Source organism: Pseudomonas sp. TH04, from assembly GCF_016651355.1.
Taxonomy (GTDB): Bacteria; Pseudomonadota; Gammaproteobacteria; order Pseudomonadales; family Pseudomonadaceae; genus Aquipseudomonas; species Aquipseudomonas fluorescens.
The window spans coordinates 4,408,055-4,434,043 of sequence record NZ_JAEKEA010000001.1 but is presented as its reverse complement, the minus strand read 5'-3'; the positions used below and the strand labels follow the sequence as shown (position 1 = coordinate 4,434,043).

Annotated in this window: 27 protein-coding genes; 11 read left to right on the top strand and 16 right to left on the bottom strand. The window is 60.4% G+C overall.

What is annotated here, in order from left to right:
- Positions 1–84: 84 nt before the first annotated feature.
- The 4 genes from JFT85_RS19975 to JFT85_RS19960 all read right to left on the bottom strand — a co-directional run bounded on the left by JFT85_RS19975 (position 85) and on the right by JFT85_RS19960 (position 4,312).
- Complete coding sequence (locus JFT85_RS19975) at positions 85–2,268, bottom strand: xanthine dehydrogenase family protein molybdopterin-binding subunit (RefSeq protein WP_053258120.1); 2,184 nt, start codon at positions 2,266–2,268, stop codon at positions 85–87.
- On the bottom strand, positions 2,265–3,254 hold the full coding sequence (locus JFT85_RS19970) for an FAD binding domain-containing protein (protein WP_053258121.1): 990 nt from the start codon (positions 3,252–3,254) through the stop codon (positions 2,265–2,267). Before JFT85_RS19970 ends, JFT85_RS19975 begins: the two co-directional genes overlap by 4 nt.
- On the bottom strand, positions 3,251–3,772 hold the full coding sequence (locus JFT85_RS19965) for a (2Fe-2S)-binding protein (RefSeq protein WP_169875990.1): 522 nt from the start codon (positions 3,770–3,772) through the stop codon (positions 3,251–3,253). Before JFT85_RS19965 ends, JFT85_RS19970 begins: the two co-directional genes overlap by 4 nt.
- 96 nt (positions 3,773–3,868) lie before the next feature.
- The gene (locus tag JFT85_RS19960; RefSeq protein WP_053258123.1) at positions 3,869–4,312 is read right to left on the bottom strand and encodes a DUF4879 domain-containing protein; all 444 of its coding nucleotides are present in this window, start codon (positions 4,310–4,312) and stop codon (positions 3,869–3,871) included.
- A 210-nt stretch (positions 4,313–4,522) separates the two neighbouring features.
- On the opposite strand from JFT85_RS19960, the gene JFT85_RS19955 reads away from it, so the two are divergent.
- Entirely contained in the window at positions 4,523–5,818 is a 1,296-nt protein-coding gene (locus JFT85_RS19955) for an NCS2 family permease (RefSeq protein WP_053258124.1), read from the top strand.
- Positions 5,815–6,894, top strand: coding sequence for a tRNA (uridine(54)-C5)-methyltransferase TrmA (trmA, locus tag JFT85_RS19950; protein WP_073638302.1), 1,080 nt, complete (start codon positions 5,815–5,817; stop codon positions 6,892–6,894). Before JFT85_RS19955 ends, trmA begins: the two co-directional genes overlap by 4 nt.
- A 6-nt stretch (positions 6,895–6,900) precedes the next feature.
- On the opposite strand, the gene JFT85_RS19945 is transcribed toward trmA, so the two are convergent.
- Entirely contained in the window at positions 6,901–7,341 is a 441-nt protein-coding gene (locus JFT85_RS19945) for a DUF2442 domain-containing protein (protein ID WP_053258126.1), read from the bottom strand.
- Positions 7,338–7,766, bottom strand: a complete 429-nt coding sequence (locus JFT85_RS19940; protein WP_053258127.1) for a DUF4160 domain-containing protein — start codon at positions 7,764–7,766, stop codon at positions 7,338–7,340. Before JFT85_RS19940 ends, JFT85_RS19945 begins: the two co-directional genes overlap by 4 nt.
- Positions 7,767–8,039: 273 nt before the next feature.
- Between JFT85_RS19940 and aroQ the strand changes: the two genes are divergently transcribed.
- Together aroQ and JFT85_RS19930 are read left to right on the top strand one after the other, a co-directional pair.
- On the top strand, positions 8,040–8,480 hold the full coding sequence (aroQ, locus tag JFT85_RS19935) for a type II 3-dehydroquinate dehydratase (RefSeq protein ID WP_069551203.1): 441 nt from the start codon (positions 8,040–8,042) through the stop codon (positions 8,478–8,480).
- A gap of 5 nt (positions 8,481–8,485) precedes the next feature.
- A complete protein-coding gene (locus JFT85_RS19930) occupies positions 8,486–9,340 on the top strand; it encodes a shikimate dehydrogenase (RefSeq protein ID WP_069551204.1) in 855 nt (284 codons plus the stop codon).
- 59 nt (positions 9,341–9,399) lie between these two features.
- Here JFT85_RS19930 and JFT85_RS19925 read toward each other — a convergent pair whose 3' ends face one another.
- A complete protein-coding gene (locus JFT85_RS19925; RefSeq protein ID WP_053258130.1) occupies positions 9,400–10,065 on the bottom strand; it encodes a TetR/AcrR family transcriptional regulator in 666 nt (221 codons plus the stop codon).
- Positions 10,066–10,141: 76 nt separating this feature from the next.
- Positions 10,142–12,043 (bottom strand): 3-dehydroshikimate dehydratase QuiC, encoded by a 1,902-nt coding sequence (gene quiC, locus JFT85_RS19920; RefSeq protein ID WP_073638306.1) that lies wholly within the window; start codon positions 12,041–12,043, stop codon positions 10,142–10,144.
- Between the two features lie 225 nt (positions 12,044–12,268).
- Here quiC and JFT85_RS19915 point away from each other — a divergent pair, with 225 nt between their 5' ends.
- The gene (locus JFT85_RS19915; protein WP_053258132.1) at positions 12,269–13,603 is read left to right on the top strand and encodes an MFS transporter; all 1,335 of its coding nucleotides are present in this window, start codon (positions 12,269–12,271) and stop codon (positions 13,601–13,603) included.
- Between the two features lies 1 nt (position 13,604).
- Here JFT85_RS19915 and JFT85_RS19910 read toward each other — a convergent pair whose 3' ends face one another.
- The gene (locus JFT85_RS19910; protein WP_053258133.1) at positions 13,605–14,483 is read right to left on the bottom strand and encodes a DMT family transporter; all 879 of its coding nucleotides are present in this window, start codon (positions 14,481–14,483) and stop codon (positions 13,605–13,607) included.
- A gap of 199 nt (positions 14,484–14,682) precedes the next feature.
- Between JFT85_RS19910 and JFT85_RS19905 the strand changes: the two genes are divergently transcribed.
- From JFT85_RS19905 to JFT85_RS19895, 3 genes are all read left to right on the top strand, one after another.
- Entirely contained in the window at positions 14,683–15,099 is a 417-nt protein-coding gene (locus JFT85_RS19905) for a membrane lipoprotein lipid attachment site-containing protein (protein WP_053258134.1), read from the top strand.
- Positions 15,100–15,269: 170 nt separating this feature from the next.
- Entirely contained in the window at positions 15,270–16,157 is an 888-nt protein-coding gene (gene ypfJ, locus JFT85_RS19900; RefSeq protein WP_069551206.1) for a KPN_02809 family neutral zinc metallopeptidase, read from the top strand.
- Positions 16,158–17,144 (top strand): hypothetical protein, encoded by a 987-nt coding sequence (locus JFT85_RS19895; RefSeq protein WP_073638308.1) that lies wholly within the window; start codon positions 16,158–16,160, stop codon positions 17,142–17,144. It abuts the gene before it with no gap.
- Between the two features lie 136 nt (positions 17,145–17,280).
- Here the strand turns inward: JFT85_RS19895 and JFT85_RS19890 are convergent, their stop codons facing one another.
- From JFT85_RS19890 to JFT85_RS19880, 3 genes are read right to left on the bottom strand one after another with little or no spacing between them, the layout of a single operon-like run.
- Positions 17,281–17,868, bottom strand: a complete 588-nt coding sequence (locus JFT85_RS19890; protein WP_053258137.1) for an HAD family hydrolase — start codon at positions 17,866–17,868, stop codon at positions 17,281–17,283.
- Complete coding sequence (gene tesB / locus JFT85_RS19885; protein WP_053258138.1) at positions 17,865–18,734, bottom strand: acyl-CoA thioesterase II; 870 nt, start codon at positions 18,732–18,734, stop codon at positions 17,865–17,867. Before tesB ends, JFT85_RS19890 begins: the two co-directional genes overlap by 4 nt.
- Before the next feature lie 41 nt (positions 18,735–18,775).
- A complete protein-coding gene (locus JFT85_RS19880) occupies positions 18,776–19,345 on the bottom strand; it encodes a GNAT family N-acetyltransferase (protein ID WP_069551208.1) in 570 nt (189 codons plus the stop codon).
- Between the two features lie 75 nt (positions 19,346–19,420).
- Here JFT85_RS19880 and JFT85_RS19875 point away from each other — a divergent pair, with 75 nt between their 5' ends.
- Positions 19,421–20,341, top strand: a complete 921-nt coding sequence (locus tag JFT85_RS19875; RefSeq protein WP_053258140.1) for a histone deacetylase family protein — start codon at positions 19,421–19,423, stop codon at positions 20,339–20,341.
- Positions 20,342–20,511: 170 nt separating this feature from the next.
- Complete coding sequence (locus JFT85_RS19870; protein WP_078827369.1) at positions 20,512–21,738, top strand: TIGR03862 family flavoprotein; 1,227 nt, start codon at positions 20,512–20,514, stop codon at positions 21,736–21,738.
- Positions 21,739–21,854: 116 nt separating this feature from the next.
- Here the strand turns inward: JFT85_RS19870 and JFT85_RS19865 are convergent, their stop codons facing one another.
- Positions 21,855–23,192: a DEAD/DEAH box helicase gene (locus tag JFT85_RS19865; RefSeq protein WP_078827370.1), complete on the bottom strand. Its 1,338-nt coding sequence runs from the start codon at positions 23,190–23,192 to the stop codon at positions 21,855–21,857.
- A 48-nt stretch (positions 23,193–23,240) separates the two neighbouring features.
- Positions 23,241–24,137, bottom strand: a complete 897-nt coding sequence (gene yedA, locus JFT85_RS19860; protein WP_053258143.1) for a drug/metabolite exporter YedA — start codon at positions 24,135–24,137, stop codon at positions 23,241–23,243.
- A gap of 160 nt (positions 24,138–24,297) precedes the next feature.
- Here yedA and JFT85_RS19855 point away from each other — a divergent pair, with 160 nt between their 5' ends.
- Positions 24,298–24,759: an Lrp/AsnC family transcriptional regulator gene (locus JFT85_RS19855; protein ID WP_053258144.1), complete on the top strand. Its 462-nt coding sequence runs from the start codon at positions 24,298–24,300 to the stop codon at positions 24,757–24,759.
- A gap of 120 nt (positions 24,760–24,879) precedes the next feature.
- Here the strand turns inward: JFT85_RS19855 and JFT85_RS19850 are convergent, their stop codons facing one another.
- Positions 24,880–25,143, bottom strand: a complete 264-nt coding sequence (locus JFT85_RS19850) for an acyl carrier protein (protein WP_201230318.1) — start codon at positions 25,141–25,143, stop codon at positions 24,880–24,882.
- On the bottom strand, positions 25,133–25,699 hold the full coding sequence (locus tag JFT85_RS19845) for a hypothetical protein (RefSeq protein WP_069551212.1): 567 nt from the start codon (positions 25,697–25,699) through the stop codon (positions 25,133–25,135). Before JFT85_RS19845 ends, JFT85_RS19850 begins: the two co-directional genes overlap by 11 nt.
- Positions 25,700–25,989 lie beyond the last annotated feature (290 nt).

Here is a 25,989-nt window from a genome sequence, read left to right as displayed (position 1 = left end):
GTCACCTAATTTATTGACTGATGCACCGCATTCGCGAGCAAGCCCGCTCCCACATTTTGATCTTCGGTGGTTTGAAGGTTTGCGTTAAAGCACCTTGTCCAGGGTTATGGGAAAGTCCCGTACCCGTTTCCCGGTGGCGTGATAAATCGCATTGGCGACCGCTGCCGCCACCCCGACAATGCCGATCTCGCCCACACCCTTGGACCCCAGCGCGTTGACGATTTCGTCATGTTCTTCGACAAAAATCACATCAATGTCGCCGATATCGGCATTCACCGGGATGTGATACTCAGCCAGGCTGTGGTTCATGTTGCGGCCCAACTGATGGTCGGTCTGGGTTTCTTCATGCAGTGCCATACCAATGCCCCACACCACACCGCCGAGAATCTGGCTGCGCGCCATCTTCGGGTTGACCACGCGCCCGGCCGCAATGGCGCTGACCACACGACGCACCTTGATCGTGCCCAGGTCTTCGTCTACCTGAACTTCGACAAACACCGCCGAGTGGGTAGCGCTCGCATAGCCTTGACGCTTTTTGTCCGGCTCGCTGTCGACCTGGACTTCCAAGGCCTCCTCGCCACTGTCCTTGACCAATTGTGCCAACGACACACTCACGTCACCGGTGTGCAACTGGCCATCTTCAAAGCGTACGGTTTCTGCATCCTTGAAGACCGGGTAAGTTTGCCGGGCAATGGCCAGCAGCTTGCCGGTCAACGCTTCGCACGCTTGCTGCACGGCGGTGCCCACGGACGAAACGGTAAACGAGCCGCCCTGCAACGGCGCGGTGGGCAACGACGAATCCCCCAGTAAAAAACGGATATCCGCCATCGCCACGCCGCTGGCCTGGGCGGCAATCTGGGTCATGACCGTATAAGTGCCGGTGCCTATATCGGTGGTGGCGCTGCTCACCGTCAATTGGCCCTTCGCATCGATCCGCGCCTTGGCGCTGGCCTTCATCTGCATGGCTTCCCACACACCACCGGCCATGCCCCAGCCGATCAACTGGTTACCGTCGCGCATGCTGCGCGGTTCCGGGTTGCGCTGGGCCCAGCCGAAGCGCTCGGCGCCTTCGCTGTAACACTCGCGCAAGGCTTTGCTGGACCAGGGTTTGTCCTCGTTCTGGTTACGTTCGGCATAGTTGATCAGCCGCAGTTGCACCGGGTCGATGCCCAAGGCGCAGGCCAGTTCATCCATGGCGCACTCCAGGCCGATCACCCCCAGCGCAGCGCCCGGCGCGCGCATGTCCAGCGGGGTAAATACGTCCAGAGGCACCAGTTTGTAAGTCAGTTGCACGTTGTCGCAGTGGTAGAGCATGCCGCTCCATTCCACCACGTGTTCACTGAAGTCTTCGAAGCGGGAAGTCTGGCCAATCGCGGTATGCCCTAACGCCAGCAGGCGGCCGTTGGCAGCGGCGCCCATCTGCAAACGCTGCAAGGTGCGCGGCCGGTAGCCGAACGTGAACATCTGTTGCCGGGTGAGCGTGACGCGTACCGAGCGCTTGAGCGCCAATGCCGCCATCACCGCCAGCGGCAACTGGTATTGCGGGCGCAGGCCCGAACCGAAGGCGCCACCGACGAACGCAGCGAAGATGCGCACCTGGCTTTTATCCAGACCAAAGACTTTTTGCACATACGCCTGGCAGTTCTGCGGGCCTTGGGTTTTGTCGTGGATATGCAGGGTGCCGTCCGGCTGATACAGCACGGTGCTGGCGTGGGGCTCCATCGGGTTGTGGTGTTCGATGGGCGTGCTGTAGTGCACATCGAGGTTGACGGCAGCTGCGGCCCATTCAGCCTGGAAATTACCGCGGGGCCCGGGCGGCGTTTGCGGTGATGGGTACGCCTGTTCCTGCATGGCCAGCAAGTCGGTTTCAAAGGCTTCGCTTGCGTACTCGATCTGCACCAGCGAACCGGCATGCCGTGCCAACTCAAGGTTGTCGGCGACCACCAGTGCCAATGGTTGGCCACTATAGAGCACGCGGTCGTTATACAACGGACGAAACGGCGAGCCGTCCGCCGCGTCGGCATCGGCGAACGCGTCATCGTAGCTGGCGAGTTTCGGCCGGTTGAGGTGATCGAGCACCATGACCACACCCGGCAGCGCCAGGGCTTTGGAGGCATCGATCCTGACGACCCGGCCTTTGGCGATGGTGCTGGAGACCACGCTGGCGTGAAGCAAGCCCTGGCCGGGAAACTCACCGGCATACCGTGCTTGACCTGTGACCTTAAGCAGACCGTCAACACGGTCCAAGGGTTTACCGATAGCCGTCATGACCGTTCTCCTGCGATGGCAGCGTCGCTGAGGGCGCGAATGATTGCGCGGCGCGCCAACTTGACCTTGAAGGCGTTGTGCTCCAGCGGCTCGGCGTCTTGCAGCAAGGCATCGGCGGCGTTACTGAAGGTTTCGCGACTGACGGACTGACCGATCAGCGTGACTTCCACTGCGCGGTCGCGCCACGGTTTGTGGGCCACACCGCCGAGGGCCAGGCGGGCATCGACGATGGTGTCACCGTCCAGCTCCAGGGCAGCGGCGACGGACACTAAGGCGAACGCGTAAGACGCACGGTCGCGAATTTTCAGGTAATGGCTGTGATTGGCCAAGTGGTCGGCGGGCAGCTCGATGGCGGTTATCAGCTCATCATCGGCCAGCAAGTTGTCGCGCTGCGGCGTATCGCCGGGCAGTCGATGGAAGTCCGCAAATTCGATGACCCGCGCCCCGCCACGCCCTTCCACGTGAACTCGCGCCGCCAGGGCCGCCAGGGCCACACACATGTCCGAGGGGTGCGTGGCCACACAGTGCTCGCTGGCGCCGAGAATCGCATGGATACGGTTCAAGCCGGTGCGCGCCGGGCAGCCACTGCCCGGTTCGCGCTTGTTGCAGGGCACGCTGGCGTCATAGAAGTAATAGCAACGGGTGCGCTGCAACAGGTTGCCGCCGGTGCTGGCCATATTGCGCAATTGCGGTGAAGCGCCGGCGAGGATGGCCTGGGACAGCAACGGGTAACGCTGTTCGATCAAAGGGTGCCACGCCAGGTCGGCATTGCTCACCAAGGCACCGATCATCAAGCCGCCTTCAGCGGTCTCTTCAATGCCGTGAAGCGGCAGGCCGGTGATGTCGATCAGGTGTTCGGGGCGGCTGATATTTTCTTTCATCAGGTCCAGCAGGTTGGTGCCACCGGCAATGAAGCGCGACGCCGCACTGCTCAGGTGCACCGCTTCGTGCACATCGACCGGCTTGCTGTACTGGAAGGGGTTCATTGCTCACCTCCCTTTGTGCGGCAGGCGGGCAAGGCTTCTTCTATGGCATCGCGGATATTGCTATAGGCGCCGCAGCGGCACAGGTTGCCGCTCATCAGTTCCTGAATTTGCGCGGTATCGTGGGCACGGCCCTCATTGGCCAGGCCAATCGCCGAGCAGATCTGACCGGGGGTGCAGTAGCCGCACTGGAAAGCGTCATGCTTGATAAAGGCTTGCTGCATCGGGTGCAACACGTCGCCGTCGGCCAACCCTTCAACTGTGGTCAGTGCGGCGCCGTCGCACATCACCGCCAGGGTCAGGCAGGCGTTCACGCGTTTACCATCACGCAACACGGTGCAGGCGCCGCATTGGCCGTGGTCGCAGCCTTTTTTGCTGCCGACCAGGTCAAGTTGCTCGCGCAGCAGATCCAGCAAGGTGGTCCAGGGCAACACGTCCAACTGGCGGTCCTGGCCATTGAGGCTCAGGCGTATGGAATGGCTGGCGAAGGGAGGGGCCGCCGCCTTGGGAATTGCGCTCATAAACACCTCACGGGTTGGTATACATCCGCGGCGTTCAGGGAAATCGCCGTCTCAGGGGTACGACTTCCCGGGGTATCGAGCGTTCAAGGAAATTGATCAGCGGATGTTGAGCATCGTCTTCAGCGGGGCTTGTGCGCCGTTGATCGAGGAATTGCTGTACTCGAACCAGCCTGACGCTTCGACATTCACGTCGAATATATAGATGTAGCCCATCACCGTGCCCGCACCATTACAGGCCTGGCTGATAGTGCCCACCTGGCAGATCGGCGTGCGTTGCCCGTTCAACTCTGCACCATCGAAACGGCCCATCGGGCTTTTGCCCAAACCGACTTCCATCACTGAAACCTTGGTGGGGCCACGGTGCGTGCACATCTGCGTACTGCTTGCTCGCTCCGGGATGGTTTCGGCGCAACCGGCAGACTCGACCTTGAACACTCGCACCTCGCTCAAGGCCGGTGCAGGCGCGCCCCAAGCCGGTGCCGCCAGCCCCAGGCCGATAATGGCGAACAGAGCTAGACTGCTGGCGTTGGCTTTTTTCATGCTGATAACGCCCCTGTATTAAACGTCGGCGCAGTATGCCTCAAGCCCATGAACCATCAAAACCAAGCCCATGCGCCATTGGCCTTCGGCTGCTGGTATGATGCGCCGCTTTTTCCGATCCTCTCTGAAACCACAGGCGCTTGGCGCAGTTTGTGCTTTGACTTAGAGGTCAACAAATAACGACGCAAAATAGCGTCACAGGGAGCCGGCATGCTGGAAAAGCTGTTTCAACTCAAAGCACACAACACCAACGTGCGCACCGAGATTCTCGCGGGTATCACGACCTTTTTGGCCATGGCCTACATCCTGTTCGTGAACCCGAGCATCCTCGGCGAAACCGGCATGGACAAGGGCGCGGTGTTTGTCGCGACCTGCCTGGCCGCCGCCATCGGTTCGACCGTGATGGGCCTGATCGCCAACTACCCGATCGCACTGGCGCCGGGCATGGGCCTCAATGCCTTCTTTACCTACACCGTGGTCCTGCACATGGGCCACACCTGGCAAGTGGCGCTGGGCGCGGTATTCATTTCGGCGGTGTTGTTCTTCCTGCTGTCGATCTTCCGCATCCGTGAGTGGATCATCAACAGCATCCCGCTGCCCCTGCGTTCGGCGATTGCGGCCGGTATCGGCCTGTTCCTGGCGCTGATCGCCCTGCACAACGCCGGCATCGTGGTCAGCAACCCGGCCACCATGGTCGGCCTGGGCGACCTGAAGCAACCGGCACCGATCCTCGCCACCCTTGGTTTCGCGCTGATCGTGGCGCTGGAAGCCCTGGCCGTGCGCGGCGCCGTACTGATCGGCATCCTCGTGGTGACTATCGTGTCCATCGCCATGGGTTTCACCCCGTTCGGCGGCGTGACGTCGATGCCACCGTCCCTGGCCCCGACCTTCCTGCAACTGGATATCAAAGGCGCGCTGGATATCGGCCTGGTCAGCGTGATTTTCGCGTTCCTGTTCGTCGACCTGTTCGACAACTCCGGCACCTTGATCGGCGTCGCCAAGCGCGCCGGCCTGATGGGCAAAGATGGCCACATGCCAAAAATGGGCCGTGCGCTGATCGCCGACAGCACTGCAGCCATGGCCGGCTCGCTGCTGGGCACCTCGACCACCACCAGCTACATCGAATCCGCTGCGGGCGTGAGTGCCGGTGGCCGCACCGGTTTGACCGCCGTGGTGGTTGCGATCCTGTTCCTGCTGGCGCTGTTCTTCTCGCCACTGGCGGCCAGCGTTCCGGCCTTCGCAACCGCACCGGCGCTGCTGTTCGTGGCCGTGCTGATGACCTCGGGCCTGGCCGAAATCGACTGGGATGACATTACTGTTGCAGCGCCGGTGGTGATCACCGCCCTGGCAATGCCCTTCACTTACTCCATCGCCAACGGCATTGCCTTCGGTTTCATCGCGTGGACCGCCATCAAGCTGCTTTCGGGCCGCTACCGTGAGCTGAACCCGGCGCTGGTGATCCTGTCGATTCTGTTTGTGATCAAGCTGGGCTGGTTCAACGCATGACTTTTGACGCCACTCGCTACACCGCTCAACTGCAAGACAAGGTCACGCGCCTGCGTGACCTGTTGGCACCCTTCGACGCGCCCGAGCCGCAGGTCTTCGATTCGCCGTTGCAGAACTTCCGCCTGCGGGCGGAGTTCCGCCTCTGGCGCGAAGGTGGTGAGCGCCACTACGCGATGTTTTCCCAGGACGACAAACGCACGCCGATCCTGATCGAAGCGTTCCCCATCGCCAGCCAACGCATCAACCAGTTGATGCCGCAACTCAAGGCTGCCTGGCAGGCCAGCGCCGCCCTGAGCCACAAGCTGTTCCAGGTGGAGTTCCTCACCACGTTGGCCGGCGACGCGATGATCACCCTGTGTTATCACCGCCCGTTGGACGAACATTGGCACACTGCGGCGAACAAGCTCGCTGCCGACTTGAATGTCAGCATCATCGGCCGCTCCAAGGGCAAGCGCGATGTTATCGGCCACGATTACGTGATTGAAAAGCTCGAGGTCGGCGGCCGCACCTTCAGCTATCGCCAACCGGAAGGTGCGTTTACCCAGCCCAACGGCACGGTGAACCAGAAGATGCTCAACTGGGCGTACGACGCCTTGGGTGATCGCCCGGATGATTTGTTGGAGCTGTATTGCGGCAACGGCAACTTCACCCTGCCGTTGGCTACCCGCGTGCGAAAAGTACTGGCCACCGAAATCAGCAAAACCTCGGTGAACGCAGCCCTGAGCAACCTCGATGAAAATGCGGTGGATAACGTCACCCTGGTGCGCCTCTCGGCCGAAGAACTTACCGAAGCACTTAACGAAGTGCGCCCGTTCCGCCGCCTGCACGGGATCGACCTGAAAAGCTACGAATTCGGGAGTGTCTTCGTCGACCCGCCGCGCGCAGGCATGGACCCGGACACTTGCGAACTGACCCGACGCTTCGACAACATCCTGTACATCTCCTGCAACCCGGAAACCCTGGCTGCGAACATTGCGCAACTGCACGACACGCACCGGATTACCCAGTGTGCGATGTTTGACCAGTTCCCGTGGACGCACCATATGGAATCCGGCGTGTTGTTGACCCGGCGTTAAACACGCTCACGTCTCCTTGCGTGGCCGGCCGCCCTTCTTGCCATTGGCTCGGGCGGCGGCGGACTTGGCGGCACTGCTTTTACGCCCGTTACGCGACGCCACCATGCTTGCAGCCAGGTCCATCAAGGGCTGGCTCGTAGCAATCAGGCCACTGATGGAAACGTGCAAGTCGCGGGCTTCACAACACAGCGCCTTGCCACCGAACCCGACCTCCAGTTGCTGAAAGTCCTGCGCAGAAAACCCTTCGAATTCCGCAAGCCCGGCCACCGGCAGCACAATTCGGCAGCCATCGCCGAAGCCGATGGAAATGCAGTCGTCTGCGTAACGCACATCACTGGCATTGGCATACAAACGCTTCAGCTTGCGCCCACGCACGATGGCCTTGTCGATATCAGCCTCGGTGATCGGTAGATCAGGCAAGACTTTGGCTTTTACGATTTTTTTCATAAATCAATCTCCACGCAACCTGGCGCCCTCACCAGATTCAAAATGGTTCTCTGCCCAACGACATCGTGTCGGGCATTGGCGATCACATACACTCCACGCCGAATGACTAACCCTGGCACCACCTCATCAGCATCCCAGTCCCAGGAATGGTTCTCCAGGCAGACCGTTTGCAGCTTCTGCCACCAGATCCTGCGCGCCCGCGCCAAATAATGCGGCTGCATGAGGGCCTGGCGAATACCTTCCAGAATCGCGCCCGCTGGCCGGCACCGTTCGGGGTTCACATCCCACAACGCCACGCGTCCATCCAGAAAGCTGAAACGAAAGCGCGCATCCCATGCCTTTCCCTTGACATGAACATGAGGCGGGCAATGTTCGTCCCTGAGGAAAACCGCAATCACATATCCTTTGTAAGCCCCTACTTTCATCGTAACCCATCCGTTAGGTTATTTTCTGTCAGGTAACACTTTTCCTCCTGCAGCCCGATAGGCGGCTGCATGATCAGGGAGGTTTTTCACAGGTTAGTCGCGAAGGAGGAAGCGTCGAATAAGGTCTTGTAACCGCGCGTGGCCGCGTCTGGAGAACCGCCGTTACCGATTAACAGTTCGATAATCGAACACATCTGCGGCCACCAATTGACCAAATTAACCATTCAGTACATTTTATCTCCACAACCAATAATAACTGTGGAGACACTCCCTATGCCGCCGATCGTGCTGGTACTCAACGGCCCCAATCTCAACCTGCTCGGTACCCGCGAGCCCGCTACTTACGGCCATGAAACCCTGGCCGACGTGGCTGCGCTGTGTGGCCGCAGCGCCGAAAAACTAGGCATGAAAATCGAATTCCGCCAGACCAACCACGAAGGCGAATTACTGGACTGGATCCACGGGGCCCGCGCCCGCTGCGCCGGGATCGTGATCAACCCGGCGGCCTGGACCCACACCTCGGTGGCGATTCGCGACGCATTGGTTGCCAGTGAAGTGCCAGTGATCGAAGTGCATTTATCCAACGTGCATGCGCGCGAGGCGTTTCGGCATCATTCCTTTGTCTCACCCATTGCCACCGCGGTACTCGCCGGGTTTGGCAGCCACGGCTATCACCTTGCCCTGGAACATTTCAGCCACACGTTGAAAGGATGAGCCCGATGAAACCGCGCATCCTCGCCGGCCTGATCGGCTCAGGCATCCAGGCCTCCCGTACACCCGCCTTGCATGAGCAGGAAGGTGACGCCCAAGGCCTGCGCTATTTGTATCGCCTGATCGATCTGGAGCCACTGCAACTGAGCATCGACGCCCTGCCCGACCTGCTGAAGGCGGCCGAGTTGATGCAGTTCACCGGGTTGAACATTACCTACCCATGCAAGCAGGCGATCCTGCCGCTGCTCGATGAATTATCCGACGAGGCCCGGGGCATTGGGGCGGTTAACACGGTGGTATTCAAGGCAGGCAAACGCATCGGCCACAACACCGATTGCCTGGGGTTCGCCGAAGGTTTTCGCAGAAACTTGAATGACGTCGACCGCCACCGTGTCGTCCAGATGGGTGCTGGCGGTGCAGGCGCAGCGGTGGCTCATGCGCTGCTGGCCGAAGGCGTGGAGCACTTGAGTATTTTCGACGTCGACGCCAGCCGTGCCCGCGACCTTGTGGATAACCTTGCGCGGCGGTTCGGGGCCAGTCGCGCGCAGGTCGGCAGCCACCTGGAAAACGCCATGGCCGAGGCAGACGGTTTGGTCAACACCACCCCGATGGGCATGGCCAAGCTGCCCGGCACACCGGTGCCGCCTGCCCTGTTACGGGCTGAGTTATGGGTCGCGGAAATCGTGTATTTCCCACTGGAAACCGAGCTGCTACGCAGCGCCCGCGCCTTGGGCTGCCGTACGCTGGATGGCGGCAACATGGCGGTGTTTCAGGCCGTGAAGGCGTTTGAATTGTTCAGTGGCGAAGTGCCGGATGCGCAAAGGATGCTGGCGCATTTTCAGAGCATGAACACCTCGCAGTAGAAACCCAATGCAACTGTGGGAGCGGGCTTGCTCGCTCCACATCCGGTTCCACGGTGTCCTCAAGCCTGCAGGTAACGCATCACCGATTCACAAATCATCTCGCGATGACGCTGTTTGACGGCCTCATCCGACAGTTCGATCTGAAAAATCTCACTGAACGTATGGCGATTGGACACGCGGTAAAAGCTGAATGAGTTGATCAGCAAATGCACGTCCAACGGGTTCAATCCTTGGCGAAATACGCCCATCTCAGCCCCCCGCCGCAACGTGGCCCCCAGCGCTTCGAGGATGTTGCTGTTCATTGCCTTGATCGAATCCGAGCGCTTTACGAACTCGGCGTTGTTGATATTTTCGATACTGACAATACGCACGAAGTCCACGTTCTGGTCGTGGTGATCAAAGGTGAACTCCACCAGCCTGCGAATCGCTTCACGCGGCTCCAGGGCCGTGAGGTTCATGCGGGTTTCCGTGTTGCGAATATCGCCGTAGAGCTTTTCCAGCACCTCGATGTACAACTGCTCCTTGCTGCCGAAGTAGTAGTAGATCATGCGTTTCGAGGTATGAATGCGCTCGGCAATCGCATCCACGCGAGCACCGGACAGGCCCTGTTGAACAAACTCGACAATGGCTTCCTGCAGTATATTTTCGCGGGTCTTTTCGGGATTGTTCTTACGACTCTTGCGCGGTGCGTCTGACACCGCGGGGAGATCGGGACTCGAGGTCATGGTGCGCTCACGGCCATTGTTATGCAGGCCGTGATTATGGGCCGCGGCGCTCTCTGAAGGAAGCACCTGTCAGCCGTTACAACCGAGCCTGGCGTGCTGCGCCGCTGCGGGACTTGGCCATCGCCGCCAGGCGCACCGCCACGTTGGCCGCGCCATAACCGGCATAGCCATTTTTGCGCTGGATGATCTCAAAGAAAAACCGCCCTTCGAACGGCTCGGTGTAGACATGAAACAACTCACCGCCTTGCGCGTCACGGTCGTACAGCACGTTGTAGTACGCCAGCTCGCTGAGGAACTCGTCGTCGAAATCAAACCGCGCCGCCAGGTCGTCGTAATAGTTGAGCGGGATATCCAGCAACGGCACGCCCGCCTCTTTGGCGCGGCTCACCTCCGCGAAAATGTCCGCACAGTCGAAGGCAATGTGATGCACACCCGAGCCGCGATAACTCGACAGCGCGTGGGAAATCGCGGTGTTGCGGTTCTCGGAAATATTCAACGGCAGGCGAATCGAACTGCAGCGGCTGCGCAACGCGCGGCTTTTTACCAAGCCGTAGGGGTCGGGGAGCACCACTTCGTCATCGGCTTCGAAGTCCAGCAGGCTCTTGTAGAACAGCACCCAGCTGTCGAGGCTGTCGGCCGGCAGCGCCATGGCCATATGGTCGATGCGCAACAGGCCGCCACTTGAGGCAGTGGCCGGTTGCAGGTTGAAGTCGGTGTCGTATAGCCCGCCCTCACTCTGGTCCACCAGGTAAATCAGGCTGCCGTCCGGCGCACGGACGGCCGCCAGCTCAAGCTCGTTGGGGCCGACCAGCCCGCGATAGGGCTGCCCCTTATAGGCCACCGCCCGCTCCAAGGCTTTTGCGCTGTCCTTGACCCGAATCGCCGTGGCGCATAAAGACGGCCCGTGGGCGTCGAAAAAGTTATGGGCAAAGGAATAAGGTTCACAGTTGAGAATCAGGTTGATATCACCCTGGCGCAACAGGCTGACACTTTTGGACCGGTGCTGCCCGGCCTTGACGAAACCCAGGCGTTCCAGCCAGTGAGTCAGTTTGGCGCCGAGGCTTTCATCCACGGCAAACTCAAGAAATTCGATGCCGTCGTATTCGCTGGCGGCCGGGGTTTCAAACAAGATGTCCACCGGTGCAGCCGGTTGTTCCTGCGCCAGGCGTTGACGGGTTTTCTCTTCCAGATACAGCAGCGAGCGCAAGCCATCCGCCGCGTTCGCTCGGGTCGGCGCCGCGCGGAAACCATCATTGAAAATTTCCAGGGACAACGGCCCGGTGTAACCCGTCTTGATAATCGGCGCCAGGAACCCCGCCAAATCAAATTCGCCCTGCCCTGGGAAACAGCGGAAATGTCGACTCCACTCCAGCACATTCATGGCCAGGATCGGTGCGTCAGCCATTTGCACAAAAAAGATCTTGTCACCGGGGATCTCGGCGATGGCGCTTGGGTCACCCTTCAGCGACAGCGTGTGGAAGCTGTCGAGCAACACGCCAAGGCTCGGGTGATCGACCTGACGCACCAGGCTCCACACCTGCTGCCAGGTGTTCACGTGCTTGCCCCAGGCCAGTGCTTCGTAACCAATACGCAGGCCACGGCGACCGGCGTGCTCCGCCAAAAGGCCGAGGTCATCCAGTAGAATGCGTTCATCGCCCACGCAATCGGCCGAGGCATTGCTGCACACCAGCACCAGGTCGGTGCCCAGTTCCTGCATCAAATCGAACTTGCGCTCGGCGCGCTCCAGGTTGCGTGCCAGGCGATCACGGCGACAGCCTTCAAAGTCGCGAAACGGCTGGAACAACGTGATGGCAATGCCGAGGTCGGCACACATTTGTTTAACTTCGCGCGGGCTGCCGTCGTAATACAACAGGTCGTTCTCGAAGATCTCAACCCCATCAAACCCGGCGGCGGCAATGGCTTCAAGCTTTTCCGGCAGGGTACCGCTCAAGGAAACGGTGGCAATGGAACGTTGCATAAGGCGACTCCCGGCAGTTGTTATTTGCGGCAAATTATTCGCCCCTAGCCTACACGCAGCAATTAAAATGTACGAACCGGTTAGTTTTTCGTGCGATTACCGAACACTATGCCCGTTTGGCGAATTGACGGTTTTTTAACCGCTGCGCACCATCGACGACGCAACCTTCACAGAAAAAAAGACCCAGAACACACCATAAAAATTTCAAAAAACGGGTACGACCTCATGCCTCTGCAAAACTCCGCCCTGGCCGCGCGCCCGGGCAACCCGCACGCCGGCATCGGCGACAAAATCCGTGGCGCAATGGCCGTGGGTAAAACTCGCTGGGGCATGCTGGCCCTGGTGTTCTTCGCCACCACCCTCAACTACATCGACCGCGCCGCCCTGGGCGTGATGCAACCGATCCTGGCCAAAGAGATGAGCTGGACGGCGATGGATTACGCCAACATCAACTTCTGGTTCCAGGTCGGCTACGCCATCGGCTTTGTGCTGCAAGGTCGCTTGATCGACCGCGTCGGCGTGAAGCGCGTGTTCTTCTGCGCCGTGCTGTTATGGAGCCTGGCAACCGGCGCCCACGGCCTGGCCACCTCGGCCGTCGGCTTTATGGTGTGCCGTTTCATCCTCGGCCTGACCGAAGCCGCCAACTACCCGGCTTGCGTCAAGACCACACGGTTGTGGTTCCCGGCCGGTGAACGCGCGGTGGCTACCGGTATCTTCAATGCCGGCACCAACGTGGGCGCAATGATGACGCCGATGCTGCTGCCACTGATCCTCCATGTCTGGGGCTGGCAGGCAGCGTTCCTGTGCATGGCGTCGCTGGGCGCAATCTGGCTGGTGTTCTGGGGTTTGAAGTACTACAACCCGGAAGACCATCCAACGGCCAAACAATCCGAATTGGACTACGTGCAACAGGAGTCCGAACCGGAACAACCGAGCGTGCCTTTCAGCCGCATCCTGCGCATGCGTGGCACCTGGGCCTTCGCCCTCGCCTATGCGATGACCGCACCGGTGTTCTGGTTCTACCTGTATTGGCTGCCGCCGTTCTTGAACCAGCAATACAACCTGGGCATCAACGTGACGCAGATGGGGATCCCGCTGATCATCATTTACCTGACAGCGGACTTCGGCAGCGTGGGTGGGGGGATTCTGTCGTCATTCCTGATCGGCCGCGGGATGAATGCAATCAAGGCGCGGCTGTTGTCGATGCTGCTGTTTGCCTGCTGCATCGTCGGCGTGATCATGGCGGCCGGCTCCAGCCAGTTGTGGGTCGCGGTGTTTGCCATCTCCCTGGCCATCGGCGCGCACCAGGCCTGGACCGCCAACATCTGGAGCCTGGTGATGGACTACACGCCCAAGCACATGATGAGCACAGTGTTCGGTTTCGGCGGTATGTGCGCGGCCATCGGCGGCATGTTCATGACCCAGATCGTCGGCCATATCCTTACGGTGACCAACAATAACTACACCGTGCTGTTCACCCTGATCCCGGCGATGTACTTCATTGCGCTGACCTGGATGTACTTCATGGCACCGCGCAAGATTCCTACCGTCGACGTTTGACTCACCGACGCCGCTGCTGCCAGGCAGCGGCCAACCCACTCATGCAGATCACCCCGATGCCGACCACCGTGGTCAAGTCGGGGGTATGGTTGAACACCAGCCAGCCCAACAACCCCGCGAACACGATCTGGCAGTAGCCGAACGGCGCCAGCAAGGCCGGCGCCGCGAAGCGGAACGCCTGGGTCAGCAGCAAGTGCGCCGTCATCCCGCAAGTGCCCAGCGCCAGCATCAACACACCGTGCCACAGCGTAGGGAGCTGCCAGAAGAATGGCACCAGCGCGCTCATCACCAAGGTATTGCACAGGCCGGCGAAGAAGTTACTGGTGGTTGGGGTGTCGTATTTGCTCAAGATGCGTGTGAGCAGTTGGTAGAAACAGAAGAACAGCGCCGAACACAGCGGCAGCAACACGGCCGGTGTGAACAACTCGCCGCCCGGGTGGATGATGATCAGCACCCCGATAAACCCGCAGATCACCGCCAGCCATTGACCACGCGTCACGCGCTCACCGAGCAACGGCACGGACAGCGCCGTCACCAGGATCGGCGCCAGGAAGTTCACCGCCGTGGCTTCCGCCAACGGGATGTAATGCAGCGCCGCAGTAAAGAACAGGCTTGTGCCCAACAGGCACAAGGCCCGCACCACCTGCATCCCCGGGCGCTTGCTGCGCAGCACACGCAGGCCCGATTGCGGCAGGAAGATCCCGGCCATCAGCAAGGTGTGCACCAGGTAACGCGCCCACACCACCATCACTATCGGATAAAACCCGGCCAGGTATTTGGACAAGGCGTCGTGGCTGGAAAACAGAAACGTCGCCACCACAATCAGCAGGATGCCTTTGAAAGGATGGTTGACGCCGGAAAGTGGGGTGCTGACAGTCATTTAATTCTCTTGCATGGCGGGCTGAACGCTGAGCATTGAACGCGGTAGCACTCAACCCGGTAATCTAGCAGCCGGGCCGTAGTCTGCCCCAAGAGCATAACCAAACAGCGTGCGAACAGCGCACTAAATCACGGGATTTGAGTCCAACGCTGCACGTTAGCCCGCGCGTTGCACACTTTTTAACCAAGGCCTTGCCGCTATGAAAAAGACACTCTTTGTTCTTTCTGCCCTTGCCCTGCTCACCGCCTGTAACAAGGAACCCAAGGAAGCCCCGAAACCCGCACCCGCCTCCGTGCAAGCCACGCTGGTACCGGCGACCCCGCCCACGGACAAATGGGTCGGCAAGTGGATTGGCGTCGAAGGCCTGAACCTGACCATCGCCAAGGACGACAGCATCGGCCGCGGCCACTACCTTCTCACCATGAAATACGGCCTCGACGCTGACGACTCAGGTACCTTCAAGGGTGAAGCCAACGAAGAAGGCATCACGTTCACTCGCCCGGACGGCCCGCAACTGCTGCACGCCGGCGACGGTGAAGCCACTGGCCTGAAATGGCTGGCGGATAAAAAGGACTGCCTGGTGGTCGATACCGGCGAAGGGTATTGCCGCGACTGACCCGGCGTTGCTGACACAACTTTCATCTGGCGCCCGTGCCACTCCGCCTGACAGCAGCGATACTACGCAGCTCTCGTTACTTGTCGGACAGCCGGGCTGGCGCCATTCATACGCACCAACAACACTGTTCTGAAAAAAGTGTTCCACAGGTTTATCGAGAGGATTGCCCCATGCTATGGAAAAAAGGCCGACGCAGCGACAACGTGGTAGATGCCCGCGATGACAGTGGCGGCGGCGGTGGCGGCATGCGTTTTGGGGGCGGCAAGGGCCTGAGCCTCACGGCGATTGTGCTGATTGTCGGCATCGGCTGGCTGACCGGCCAGGACCCGTTGCAGATCCTCGGCCAGTTGACCGGCCAGATGGAACAAGCGCCCTCGGTGAGCACGCAACCGCAACAGGCTCCGCCGGCCAATGACCAGCAGGCCGACTTCGTCCGGGCGATTCTGGGGGATACCGAAGACACCTGGGGCCAGGTGTTCCAGGAAAATGGGTTGGCCTACAAGAACCCGAAATTGATTCTGTTCCGTGGCCGGGTGAATTCTGCCTGCGGTGGCGCCACCTCGGCCAGCGGCCCGTTCTATTGCCCGGCCGACCAGCAAGTGTATCTGGACCTGGATTTCTTCCGGGAAATGTCGCAGCGCTTCAAGGCCTCCGGCGAGTTCGCCCAGGCCTACGTGATCGCCCACGAAGTCGGGCACCACGTGCAAACCCTGCTGGGCATCTCGGCCAAGATCCAGGCCGCACGCCAACAGGGCCGGCAGATGCAAGGCGACGGCGGGTTGTTGGTACGCCAGGAACTGCAAGCCGACTGTTTCGCTGGCGTGTGGGCCAACCGCGCGCAAAAACGCCTGAACTGGCTGGAGCCTGGCGATATTGAAGCAGCACTGAATGCGGCCAACGCCATCGGCGACGACCGTTTGCAACAACAGGGTCAAGGGCGCGTCGTGCCCGACTCGTTTACCCACGGCACCTCGGCACAGCGTGTTCGCTGGTTCAAAACCGGCTTCGCCCAGGGCCAGATCTCTCAATGCGACACGTTTACGGCGAAGAGTCTTTAAATGAATAAACGATTGGGATGGCTGTTGAGCGTGTTGATCACGTGTTCCTCCTTCACCTGGGCCGCCGAGAAAGACCACGGCGTCAAGGTGGTCAGCCCCGATCGTTTCCATTTGGATGCGGGCGACCTCAGTCTTGGCTTGAGCCAGGACTGGGGCAAGCCGCTGCCTCAGGTCACCCGCGCGCTCATCATCGTGCACGGTCGCCTGCGTAACGCGCAGACCTACCTGAAAAGTGGCGAAGATGCCGCCGAACACGCCGGTGTGGCCGCCAGCACGCTGGTGATCGCGCCGCAGTTTCTCAATGAGTCGGACATAACGCGCAATCACCTGGGCAACCCAGTGCTGCGTTGGAGCGGCAATGACTGGATGGCCGGCGCACCGTCGACCGGTCCAGGCCAGGTCAGCTCCTACGGCGCGCTTGACCAGATCATCAAGCACTTGGGCAACCGCAAGCTGTTCCCGGCGCTGAAAGAAATCGTCGTGGCCGGCCACTCCGGCGGTGGCCAGGTGATACAGCGTTTTGCCCTCACCGGCCACGACCACCCGCTGTTGCAAACCGAGGGCATCAGCCTGCGTTATGTGGTGGCCAACCCATCGTCCTACGCCTACTTCAGCCCACAGCGGCCGGTAACCTTTGATGCAGCCAGTTGCCCTGGCTTCAACGACTGGAAGTACGGCATGCAAAATCTGCCCGACTACGCCAAAGGACAGCGTGCGCAGCAGCTTGAACAGGCTTACGTGTCACGCAACGTCACCTACCTGCTGGGCCAGCAGGACATCGACCCAAACCACCCGGCGCTGGATAAGAGCTGCGAAGCCGAAACCCAGGGCGCGTATCGGTTGGTTCGTGGGCATAACTACGTTGACTACCTCAAAGCACGCCATCCGCAGCTGAGCCACAAACTGGTGGAAGTACCGGGGGTCGGGCACGACGGCGATAAGATGTTTACCTCGCCTGAGGGCGAGAAGGTGTTGTTCGGGAAATAGCAGGCACTGACGAAACCGGATTAAACATGTGGGAGGGGGCTTGCTCCCGATGGCGGTCTGTCAGCTTCGTATAGGCTGACTGATACACCGCTATCGGGAGCAAGCCCCTTCCCACATTTGATCGGTGGTGCCAGGTTCAGATCATCTGGCGCAGGGCTGCACAATCCTCAGCATGCCAATCCGCCAACTCCGGCCACGGGTTCTCGGGCAAGTTCACCAACACTGTCCTGGTCCCCGCCGCGCGGCCACAGTCCAGGTCAAAGCGGTAATCCCCGACCATCACCATCTCGCTTGGCGCCACTTCCCAAGCCGTCGCCAGTTTCAGCAAACCACCCGGATTCGGCTTGGGCGGCGCATCTTCACGCCCCAGCACATCCTCGACAGCGAAACAGTCCGCCAGACCAATCGCTTCCAGCGTGATATGCGCCAACTCCCGCGCATTGCGGGTCAGGATGCCCAGACGGTAACCCCGCCCGGCCAATTCACGCACCAGCGCCACTGCGCCATCGGCAGCAACCGAGCCGACGGCCAGCGCCCGCTCATGCTCCAGCAACCACGCATGCTTGGCCGCCGCCACATCGGCCGGCAACGCCGCGAGGTGGGTGAGAATGTCAGCCTCGGGCGGAATCTCCAGAGCCACGCGAATGGCCGCAAAATCATGCACGGCCACCGTGAGGGTGCCGTCCATATCAAAGACCCAGTGCTTAACCTCCGACAGGCTCATGCCCAATCCTTGCGATGGCGAATCAGCCCTTCCTGGGTGACCGAAGCCACCAGTTGGCCGGCGCGGTTGTACACGCTGCCCCGCGAGAAACCACGCGAGTTGCCGGCCCACGGACTGTCCATCGCGTACAGCAACCAGTCATCGGCGCGCAGGTCAGCGTGGAACCAGAGTGCATGGTCGAGGCTGGCGACTTGCATGTCTTTCTGCCACACCGTCTTGCCGTGGGGCAGCAGCGAGGTGGTCAGCAGGCCGAAGTCCGACGCATAGGCCAACAGGTATTTATGCAGCGCCGGCGCGTCGGCCAAGGCACCGTCAGCCCTGAACCACACGTACTTGACCGGGTCGGACGGCTGCGGGTTGAACGGGTCTTTCTCAGTGACCGGGCGCACTTCGATGGGCTTGGGGCACAGCAACTTTTCGCGCATGTGCTCAGGGATCAGGTGCGCGCGTTGTTTGGTCAGCTCCAGTTCCGACGGCAGGTTTTCCGGGCCGACGACCACCGGCATGGTGGTCTGGTGCTCGAAGCCTTGTTCGTCGTACTGGAACGAGGTGGTGCAGGTGAAAATCGGGTTGCCCTTCTGGATCGCGGTGACGCGCCGCGTGCTGAAGCTGCCGCCATCGCGCACGCGGTCTACCGAATACACCACCGGCAATGCGGCGTCGCCGGGGCGCAGGAAATAACCATGCAAGGAATGCACGTGCCGCGCTTCTTCTACGGTCTGGCTGGCCGCCGACAACGACTGGCCGAGCACCTGGCCGCCGAACAATTGGCGAAAGCCCAGGTCCTGGCTGCGGCCGCGAAAGAGGTTTTCCTCAATCGGCTCCAGGGTCAGCAAGTCCACCAGATCTTCCAATACTTGGCTCATAGAGCAACTCCTACAACAATCGATAGGGCATTCCGGGCTGCTTATCCGTGCAGCGTGTCCAACCATTGGGCGCGGGTGATGCGATACAAAACGTGATGGCGCAGCGGGTCATCGGCTGCGACCTTGGGGTGTTCAAAATCTGCCTGGGGATCGTAATGCATACCGATGGCCTGCATGACTTTTTGTGATGGCAGATTGGTTTCGGTGGTGAAGGACAGGATTTCATCCAGTTGCAGCCGATCGAAACCACAGCGCAATGCAGTCCAGGCCGCTTCGCTGGCGTAGCCCAGGCCCCAGTGCTCACGGGCCAGGCGCCAGCCGATCTCGACGGCCGGCACAAAATCGGCTGCGAAATTGACATTTTGCAGCCCGGTCAGGCCGATAAACTCGCGCGTGTCCTTGCGCTGCAAGGCCCAAAAGCCAAAACCGTATTCGGCAAAATGGCCGCGAATCCGCCCAATCAGTGCGGCGCTTTCCAGATGGCTCAATTTGGCCGGGAAATAGCGCATCACCTGCGAGTCGGCGCACATGCGCGCAAATTCCGGCAGGTCGCTGTCGCGCCATTGGCGCAGCACCAGACGTGCGCTTTCCAACTCCAGTATCGGCTCCATGGGTCCCCTCCCTTGCCATGTGCGTGAGTGTACAGCGCTGGTAAGATCCTTCGCAGGTTCCCGTCAGAAAATCCCATGCCCTTGCCACTGATCTACCACGACGACTACAGCCCCGAGTTCCCAGCGGACCACCGGTTCCCCATGGATAAGTTTCGCCTGTTGCGCGACCACCTGGTGGACAGCGGCCTGACCGAGGACAGCCAATTGCTGCGCCCGGAGCTGTGCCCGGCAGAGATTCTGGCCCTCGCCCATGAACCTGGATATATCGAACGCTACCTGAGCGGCGAGTTGTCCCGTGAAGACCAACGCCGCCTCGGCCTGCCCTGGAACGAAGCCCTGGCCCGGCGCACTGTGCGCGCGGTCGGCGGCTCGATACTGGCCGCCGAACAGGCGCTGGAACACGGCCTGGCCTGCCACCTGGCGGGTGGCACCCATCATGCGCATTACGATTACCCGGCCGGCTTTTGCATCTTCAATGACCTCGCGGTGATCAGCCATTACCTGCTGGCCAGCGGGCGGGTCAACCGCATACTGATCTTCGACTGTGACGTGCATCAGGGCGACGGCACCGCACGCATCCTCCACGACACGCCGGATGCAATCACCGTGTCGCTGCACTGCGAAAAAAACTTCCCCGCCCGCAAGGCCCAGAGTGACTGGGACATCCCGCTGCCCATGGGCATGGGCGATGCCGATTACCTCAAAACCGTGGACGACGCGCTCAACTATTTGCTGCCGCTCTACCAGCCGGACCTGGTGCTGTACGACGCCGGTGTCGATGTGCATAAAGATGACGCCCTCGGTTACCTCAAGCTGACAGATGCAGGCCTCGCCGCGCGGGATGAAAGCGTGATGCGCCACTGCCTGGGCCGCGACATTCCGGTCATGGGCGTGATTGGTGGTGGCTACAGCAAGGACCGCCCTGCCCTGGCCCGCCGCCACGGCATCCTGCATCACAGTGCACAGCGGGTGTGGACGTCATCCGGTTGTCATTGAAGTGTGAGCGTTACCCACAATGCCTGTGGAACGGCCTGTGGATAACTTGAGCGTAAGCGCCTGAGAGCGAGTGACCGTATGGCTTGTAGGAAAGTGTACGTTTTTTGATCAGGCAGCGATGCCGCCGTCGGGTAGAATGCTCGGCCTATTCCGCGACCGTAGCCTTGCCCATGCCTCAAGCCCCTTCTCACCACGTCACCATCATCGGCGGCGGCCCTGCCGGGCTGATGGCCGCTGAAGTCTTGAGCCAGGCGGGCGTGCAGGTGGACCTGTATGACGGCATGCCGTCGGTGGGGCGCAAATTCCTGCTGGCGGGCGTGGGCGGCATGAACATCACCCACTCCGAGGCCTACCCCGCGTTCCTGTCGCGCTACGCCGAACGCGCGCCGCAGATGGCGCCATTGCTGCGCGGGTTTGGTGCCGAGGCGTTGTGCGAATGGATTCATGGCCTGGGCATTCAAACCTTTGTCGGCACCTCCGGCCGCGTGTTTCCTACCGACATGAAAGCCGCCCCGCTGCTGCGCGCCTGGCTCAAGCGCCTGCGCGACCATGGCGTGGTTATCCACACCCGGCATCGTTGGTTGGGCTGGACCGCCGACGGCGGTTCACTTATCCACAGCCCGGACGGCGAGAAAACTGTCCACAGCGATGCCATGCTGCTGGCCGTGGGTGGCGGCAGTTGGTCACGCCTGGGCTCCGACGGCGCGTGGCTCACATTGCTGGAAGACAAAGGCGTGCCCTGCGCCCCGCTGCAACCGAGCAATTGCGGCTTCGAGGTGTCAGCCTGGAGCGAATTGATGGTCAGCAAATTCGCCGGCGCGCCGTTGAAAAACGTCGCCATCGGCGTGGCGGATGACAAGCCTCGGCTGGGGGAATGTGTGGTCACGGCCACGGGTATCGAGGGCAGTTTGATCTACGCACTGTCGGCACCGATTCGTGAAGCGATCAACCGCGCGGGCTCAGCCACCGTGCACATCGACCTGCTGCCAAGCAAGCCGTTGGACAAAGTCCAGGCGGCCTTGGCCAAACCGCGTGGTTCGCGCTCGATGAGCAAGCATTTGCACAGCCAGTTGGGGTTGGACGGGGTGAAAGCGGCGCTGTTGCGTGAGTTGGCGCCTAGCGCGCACTTCAATGATCCGGCGCTGTTGGCGGTGGATATCAAGGCACTGCCACTGACGCTGGTGAAGACACGGCCAATGGATGAGGCGATCAGCACCGCGGGCGGCGTGCCGTTCGAGGCGTTGGATGAGCGGTTGATGCTCAAGCAATTGCCGGGGGTGTTTTGTGCGGGGGAGATGCTGGATTGGGAAGCGCCGACCGGCGGCTACCTACTCACAGGATGCTTTGCCAGCGGCAGAGCGGCTGGGCGTGGCCTGTTGGAGTGGCTTAAGCGCTGAGGTCTGTGGCGAATTCAACGTCGCCTTCGCGAGCAAGCCCGCTCCCACACTTGGAATGCATTTCAAATGTGGGAGCGGGCTTGCTCGCGAAGAGGCCCTCAATAACGCCTCAAATCTTATTTTTTCTTACGCGGCCCAGTATTAAACACCGGCACCTTGCGCACCGGCTTAATCGACGGCTCAGCCGGCGCTACGTCGCCACTGTCCACCCACTTACCCAAATTGCGCTTACCGCCACCGCCACCCGACGCCTTAGGCTTCTTCGGTTTCTTCGGCTTCTTCACCACCTGCCCACTGGCGTCGGTATCCGGCACGCGGTGCTCAGGCTCGAAATCCGCTTCCATCTTGCGGGTCAAGGTCTGACGCGTCAGCATCTCGATGGCCGACAGCATGTTCACCTCATCGGCACACACCAGGGAAATCGCCTCACCGGTGTTACCTGCGCGGCCGGTGCGGCCGATACGGTGGATGTAATCCTCGGCCACGATCGGCAGGTCAAAGTTGACCACCAGCGGCAAGTCTTCAATATCCAACCCCCGCGCGGCCACGTCGGTGGCGACCAGAATCTGCACATCGCTGGACTTGAAACGGTCCAGTGCACGCTGACGAGTGGCTTGGGGCTTGTCGCCGTGGATGCCATCGGCATTGATGCCCAGGCCCTGCAATTTATCCACCAGCGCATCCACGCCGTTACGGGTCTTGGCGAACACCAGCACCTGCTTCCAGCGGCCTTTGCGCATCAGGTGCACAAACAGCTCCGGCTTGCGCTTCTTGTCCACCGGCACCACCCATTGCTTCACGGTGTTGGCGGCGACGTTGCGCGGGCTGACTTCAACAGTCAGTGGGTCGTTGAGCATCTGCCCGGCCAGCAAGCGGATCTCATCGGAGAAGGTTGCGGAGAACAGCAAGGTCTGGCGCTTTTTCGGCAGCATGCGATAAATGTTGGCCAGCTCTTCGGAGAAGCCCAGGTCGAGCATGCGGTCGGCTTCATCCAGCACCAGGGTTTGCAGCTGATTGAGCTTCAGTGCGTTCTGGCGGAACAGGTCGATCAGGCGGCCAGGCGTGGCGACCAGAATGTCGACGCCCTTGCGCAGCTTCATCATCTGCGGGTTGATGCTCACGCCGCCATACACCGCGTAAGTGGTCAGCGGCAGGTGCTGGGCGTACTCGGCAACACTGGCATGAACCTGCTCGGCCAGTTCACGGGTCGGGCACAGGATCAGCGCGCGCGCCGAGTTGGCAGCGACTTTCGGCCCTTCCATGGTCAGCAGTTGCAGGAGCGGCAGGGCGAAACCGGCGGTCTTGCCGGTGCCGGTCTGGGCCGCAGCCATCAGGTCGCGACCGGCCAGCACCGCCGGAATGGCTTGCGCCTGCACCGGCGTCGGGGTCTGGTAGCCAAGCGTCTCAAGGGCGCGCAGCAAGGGTTCGATCAGGCCAAGGGTGGCGAAAGTCATGTGTTTACCGTAGGAAAAATTCAGCGCATAGGCGTAATGCGCCGCAGTTTACCTTATTTCCGGCTTGGGCTTTCGCCACTGGGGCAGGCTGATCAACAGCACCGCGCTGATGATCACCAGCATGGCCAAGGCTTCTTCCATGCCGATGGTCTCGCCGACGAACACAATGCCCAACAACACGGCGACGGCCGGGTTCACATAGGCATAGCTGGTCGCCGCCGCCGGGCGCACGTGCTTGAGCAGGTACATATAGGCGTTGAAGGCGATGATCGAGCCAAACACGGCCAGATACGCCAAGGCCAGCCAGCCCTCAAGCGGCGGGATGGAATGCAGTCGCTCACCGGTCAGTGCACTGCCCACCAGCAACAACACACCCGCAATGATCATCTCGGCCGCGCTGGCCATGGCGCCCGGCGGCAGCGGCAAATGCCGGCTCCATACCGAACCGAAGGCCCAGGAAGCGGCAGCAAACAGCAACAACATGGCACCTGTCGGGCTCGATTGCAGGTTGGAGCCCATGTTGAGCATGGCGATGCCGATAATCCCCAGCACCACCCCGGCCCACTCCAGACGCGTATTACGCGCGCCCCAGAAATACCCGCACAACAAGGTGAACAACGGCACCGTCGCCACCGCCAGCGCGGCCACACCGGAGGCCACCCCGGTGTGTTCGGCCACCGTCACCGCGCCATTACCAAAGGTCAGCAGCAAAACGCCGATCTTGGCGGCCGCCTTCCACTGCACCCACGTCGGCGCAGGCGCCCCGCGCCAGCGCAAAAAGCCATACATCGCCAACCCCGCCACCAGGAATCGAATCCCGCCCAACATCAGCGGCGGCCAGTACTCCACGCCGATTCGAATCACCAGGTAGGTAGAACCCCAGATCACATACAACGCAAAAAAGGCGGCGATCAACGGTAAGGGAAAGCGACGTGGGCCAGGCATTGGGTAGCTCTGCGGCAGGGAACGGGAGGCTTATTCTAAAAAGGCAGCACGCTAAACATAAGTTACAAAACCTGTTTAAAGCGCCCATACACTTTTCAAAGCATGGTTATGAGGGCTATAACCCGTGGATTCGAAAGCCACGCATGACCGGAGCCTTATCATGGACAAATACGACCGCATGCTCCTCAGCGCCCTGCTCAAAGACGGCCGCGCTTCCTACGCCGAACTGGCCCGCACGGTAAACCTCTCCGCGCCGGCCGTGGCTGAACGCGTGGCCAAGCTGGAAGCCAGCGGCGTAATCACCGGGTATCAGGCCAAGGTGGACCTGTCCAAAATCGGCTTGCCGATCCAGTGCACGATCGAGCTGCGCTTGACCAACAACGGCAGCCAGAAGGTGTACGACGCATTGGCTGAAATCCCCGAACTAACCGAATGCCACCGGGTGACAGGCGACCCGTGCGTGATCATGCAGGCGGCAGTGGGCTCGATGCCGGAGTTGGAGAACCTGATCAACCGGGTGGCGAAGTTCGGGTTCAGCAAGACCTCGATTATTTTGTCCAGCGCGATAGAGCGGCGGGTGCCGTTGGGGCAGTTGGAGGCCAATGGCAAAAATGGCGGCTGATACACCGCCATCGCGGCGATGCGGCGATCCGACAAGCCCGCTCCCACAATAGATTGCATCCAGCCCTGGCGAGCTCGGTCAAATGTGGGAGCTGGCTTGCCTGCGATAGCGTCAGCGGCCTCACTGCAAAATTGAGCGCTGAACGATCAAGTCGACAATCTGCTTGATGCTCATGATGTGATCCCAATCCTCCTGAGTCGCCTGCAGGTTGAATTGCCACTTGATCTGCATGACGAAGCAGGTCAAATCGTCATCGATGATCTTGAAGTCATGGATGAAATCCGTATTTTCCGTCACTTGGCTTCGGTCAATAAAACCAATGATATCGACGAACAGTTGGATCACTTTTTCTGTGATCTCGGCTCTGGTAGGGCTACCTTCCACTTCTCGCCTCATAGGCACACTTACCAATACTGATTAAGTCAAAAACGGCTAACCCCACAGCAACGAAGGGAATGCCCCGCCCAATAATGCCAAATACCCGGACGGTGCCAAACGTTGCTTTTGCCATCCTAGCCATTGTTGGTTGCCTGATCAGTGTACGAGGGAAAAAGCGCATTCCAATGAGGCTGGCCAGGTTCGTCGTTTTACTGGAGCCAACGTGGACCCAAGTTCCCACGGCGATCTTGCTGATCGGTATGCCCGCCGCGCCAGTAAGCGCCGTTGCCGCCGTCAAACCGTAGTGTTGCTGTGTACATTTCCAGAGGTCGTCAACAGTGGTGTCAGGCACAGTGGAGTCCGCCTGAATGGGCCTGAGTAACGTGTAACTGGCGCCATGCGTCCAACCTGGCGAATGAGGTAAAAGCATGACTGCCGGGCAGCTTGTCATTGTGTTGCCCAAATGAAACGCCATGCTGGAAGTTGAGCCGAGGTCTACGCCATTACGTTGGAGTTCAGACTGGCTTCGCATAATTGCTGTGTGGAGGTCGCTTTCCTGCATGACGTAGTCCTTTTACGTAAATAACAGGTGTAATGTTAGGTCGCAGCAAGGGCGAGGGATGGGTGAAAAGAAAAACCAGAAAGGTCCGACGGAGCAATAGGGCTCAGCCTACTGACCACTCAGAAAGAGCGTAAAAGCCCCCACAAAACGCTGATATTTCAATGGCCAGCAAGACCGATCTCTTTCATTTGCGGGACGTTTCCTAGAGAATTCCACGGCCTTGTTTCCGTCGGATCAGGTCGCTAGTCTCGCCCAGTCATCGAGTGTTCGATGACTGGACGTGCAAGTCC

What these genes read in the sequence shown, in the direction of transcription:
- JFT85_RS19975 (WP_053258120.1), bottom strand. Translation starts at nt 2,268, where the DNA reads ATGACGGCTATCGGTAAACCCTTGGACCGTGTTGACGGTCTGCTTAAG.
- JFT85_RS19970 (WP_053258121.1), bottom strand. Translation starts at nt 3,254, where the DNA reads ATGAACCCCTTCCAGTACAGCAAGCCGGTCGATGTGCACGAAGCGGTG.
- JFT85_RS19965 (WP_169875990.1), bottom strand. Translation starts at nt 3,772, where the DNA reads ATGAGCGCAATTCCCAAGGCGGCGGCCCCTCCCTTCGCCAGCCATTCC.
- JFT85_RS19960 (WP_053258123.1), bottom strand. Translation starts at nt 4,312, where the DNA reads ATGAAAAAAGCCAACGCCAGCAGTCTAGCTCTGTTCGCCATTATCGGC.
- JFT85_RS19955 (WP_053258124.1), top strand. Translation starts at nt 4,523, where the DNA reads ATGCTGGAAAAGCTGTTTCAACTCAAAGCACACAACACCAACGTGCGC.
- trmA (WP_073638302.1), top strand. Translation starts at nt 5,815, where the DNA reads ATGACTTTTGACGCCACTCGCTACACCGCTCAACTGCAAGACAAGGTC.
- JFT85_RS19945 (WP_053258126.1), bottom strand. Translation starts at nt 7,341, where the DNA reads ATGAAAAAAATCGTAAAAGCCAAAGTCTTGCCTGATCTACCGATCACC.
- JFT85_RS19940 (WP_053258127.1), bottom strand. Translation starts at nt 7,766, where the DNA reads ATGAAAGTAGGGGCTTACAAAGGATATGTGATTGCGGTTTTCCTCAGG.
- aroQ (WP_069551203.1), top strand. Translation starts at nt 8,040, where the DNA reads ATGCCGCCGATCGTGCTGGTACTCAACGGCCCCAATCTCAACCTGCTC.
- JFT85_RS19930 (WP_069551204.1), top strand. Translation starts at nt 8,486, where the DNA reads ATGAAACCGCGCATCCTCGCCGGCCTGATCGGCTCAGGCATCCAGGCC.
- JFT85_RS19925 (WP_053258130.1), bottom strand. Translation starts at nt 10,065, where the DNA reads ATGACCTCGAGTCCCGATCTCCCCGCGGTGTCAGACGCACCGCGCAAG.
- quiC (WP_073638306.1), bottom strand. Translation starts at nt 12,043, where the DNA reads ATGCAACGTTCCATTGCCACCGTTTCCTTGAGCGGTACCCTGCCGGAA.
- JFT85_RS19915 (WP_053258132.1), top strand. Translation starts at nt 12,269, where the DNA reads ATGCCTCTGCAAAACTCCGCCCTGGCCGCGCGCCCGGGCAACCCGCAC.
- JFT85_RS19910 (WP_053258133.1), bottom strand. Translation starts at nt 14,483, where the DNA reads ATGACTGTCAGCACCCCACTTTCCGGCGTCAACCATCCTTTCAAAGGC.
- JFT85_RS19905 (WP_053258134.1), top strand. Translation starts at nt 14,683, where the DNA reads ATGAAAAAGACACTCTTTGTTCTTTCTGCCCTTGCCCTGCTCACCGCC.
- ypfJ (WP_069551206.1), top strand. Translation starts at nt 15,270, where the DNA reads ATGCTATGGAAAAAAGGCCGACGCAGCGACAACGTGGTAGATGCCCGC.
- JFT85_RS19895 (WP_073638308.1), top strand. Translation starts at nt 16,158, where the DNA reads ATGAATAAACGATTGGGATGGCTGTTGAGCGTGTTGATCACGTGTTCC.
- JFT85_RS19890 (WP_053258137.1), bottom strand. Translation starts at nt 17,868, where the DNA reads ATGAGCCTGTCGGAGGTTAAGCACTGGGTCTTTGATATGGACGGCACC.
- tesB (WP_053258138.1), bottom strand. Translation starts at nt 18,734, where the DNA reads ATGAGCCAAGTATTGGAAGATCTGGTGGACTTGCTGACCCTGGAGCCG.
- JFT85_RS19880 (WP_069551208.1), bottom strand. Translation starts at nt 19,345, where the DNA reads ATGGAGCCGATACTGGAGTTGGAAAGCGCACGTCTGGTGCTGCGCCAA.
- JFT85_RS19875 (WP_053258140.1), top strand. Translation starts at nt 19,421, where the DNA reads ATGCCCTTGCCACTGATCTACCACGACGACTACAGCCCCGAGTTCCCA.
- JFT85_RS19870 (WP_078827369.1), top strand. Translation starts at nt 20,512, where the DNA reads ATGCCTCAAGCCCCTTCTCACCACGTCACCATCATCGGCGGCGGCCCT.
- JFT85_RS19865 (WP_078827370.1), bottom strand. Translation starts at nt 23,192, where the DNA reads ATGACTTTCGCCACCCTTGGCCTGATCGAACCCTTGCTGCGCGCCCTT.
- yedA (WP_053258143.1), bottom strand. Translation starts at nt 24,137, where the DNA reads ATGCCTGGCCCACGTCGCTTTCCCTTACCGTTGATCGCCGCCTTTTTT.
- JFT85_RS19855 (WP_053258144.1), top strand. Translation starts at nt 24,298, where the DNA reads ATGGACAAATACGACCGCATGCTCCTCAGCGCCCTGCTCAAAGACGGC.
- JFT85_RS19845 (WP_069551212.1), bottom strand. Translation starts at nt 25,699, where the DNA reads ATGCAGGAAAGCGACCTCCACACAGCAATTATGCGAAGCCAGTCTGAA.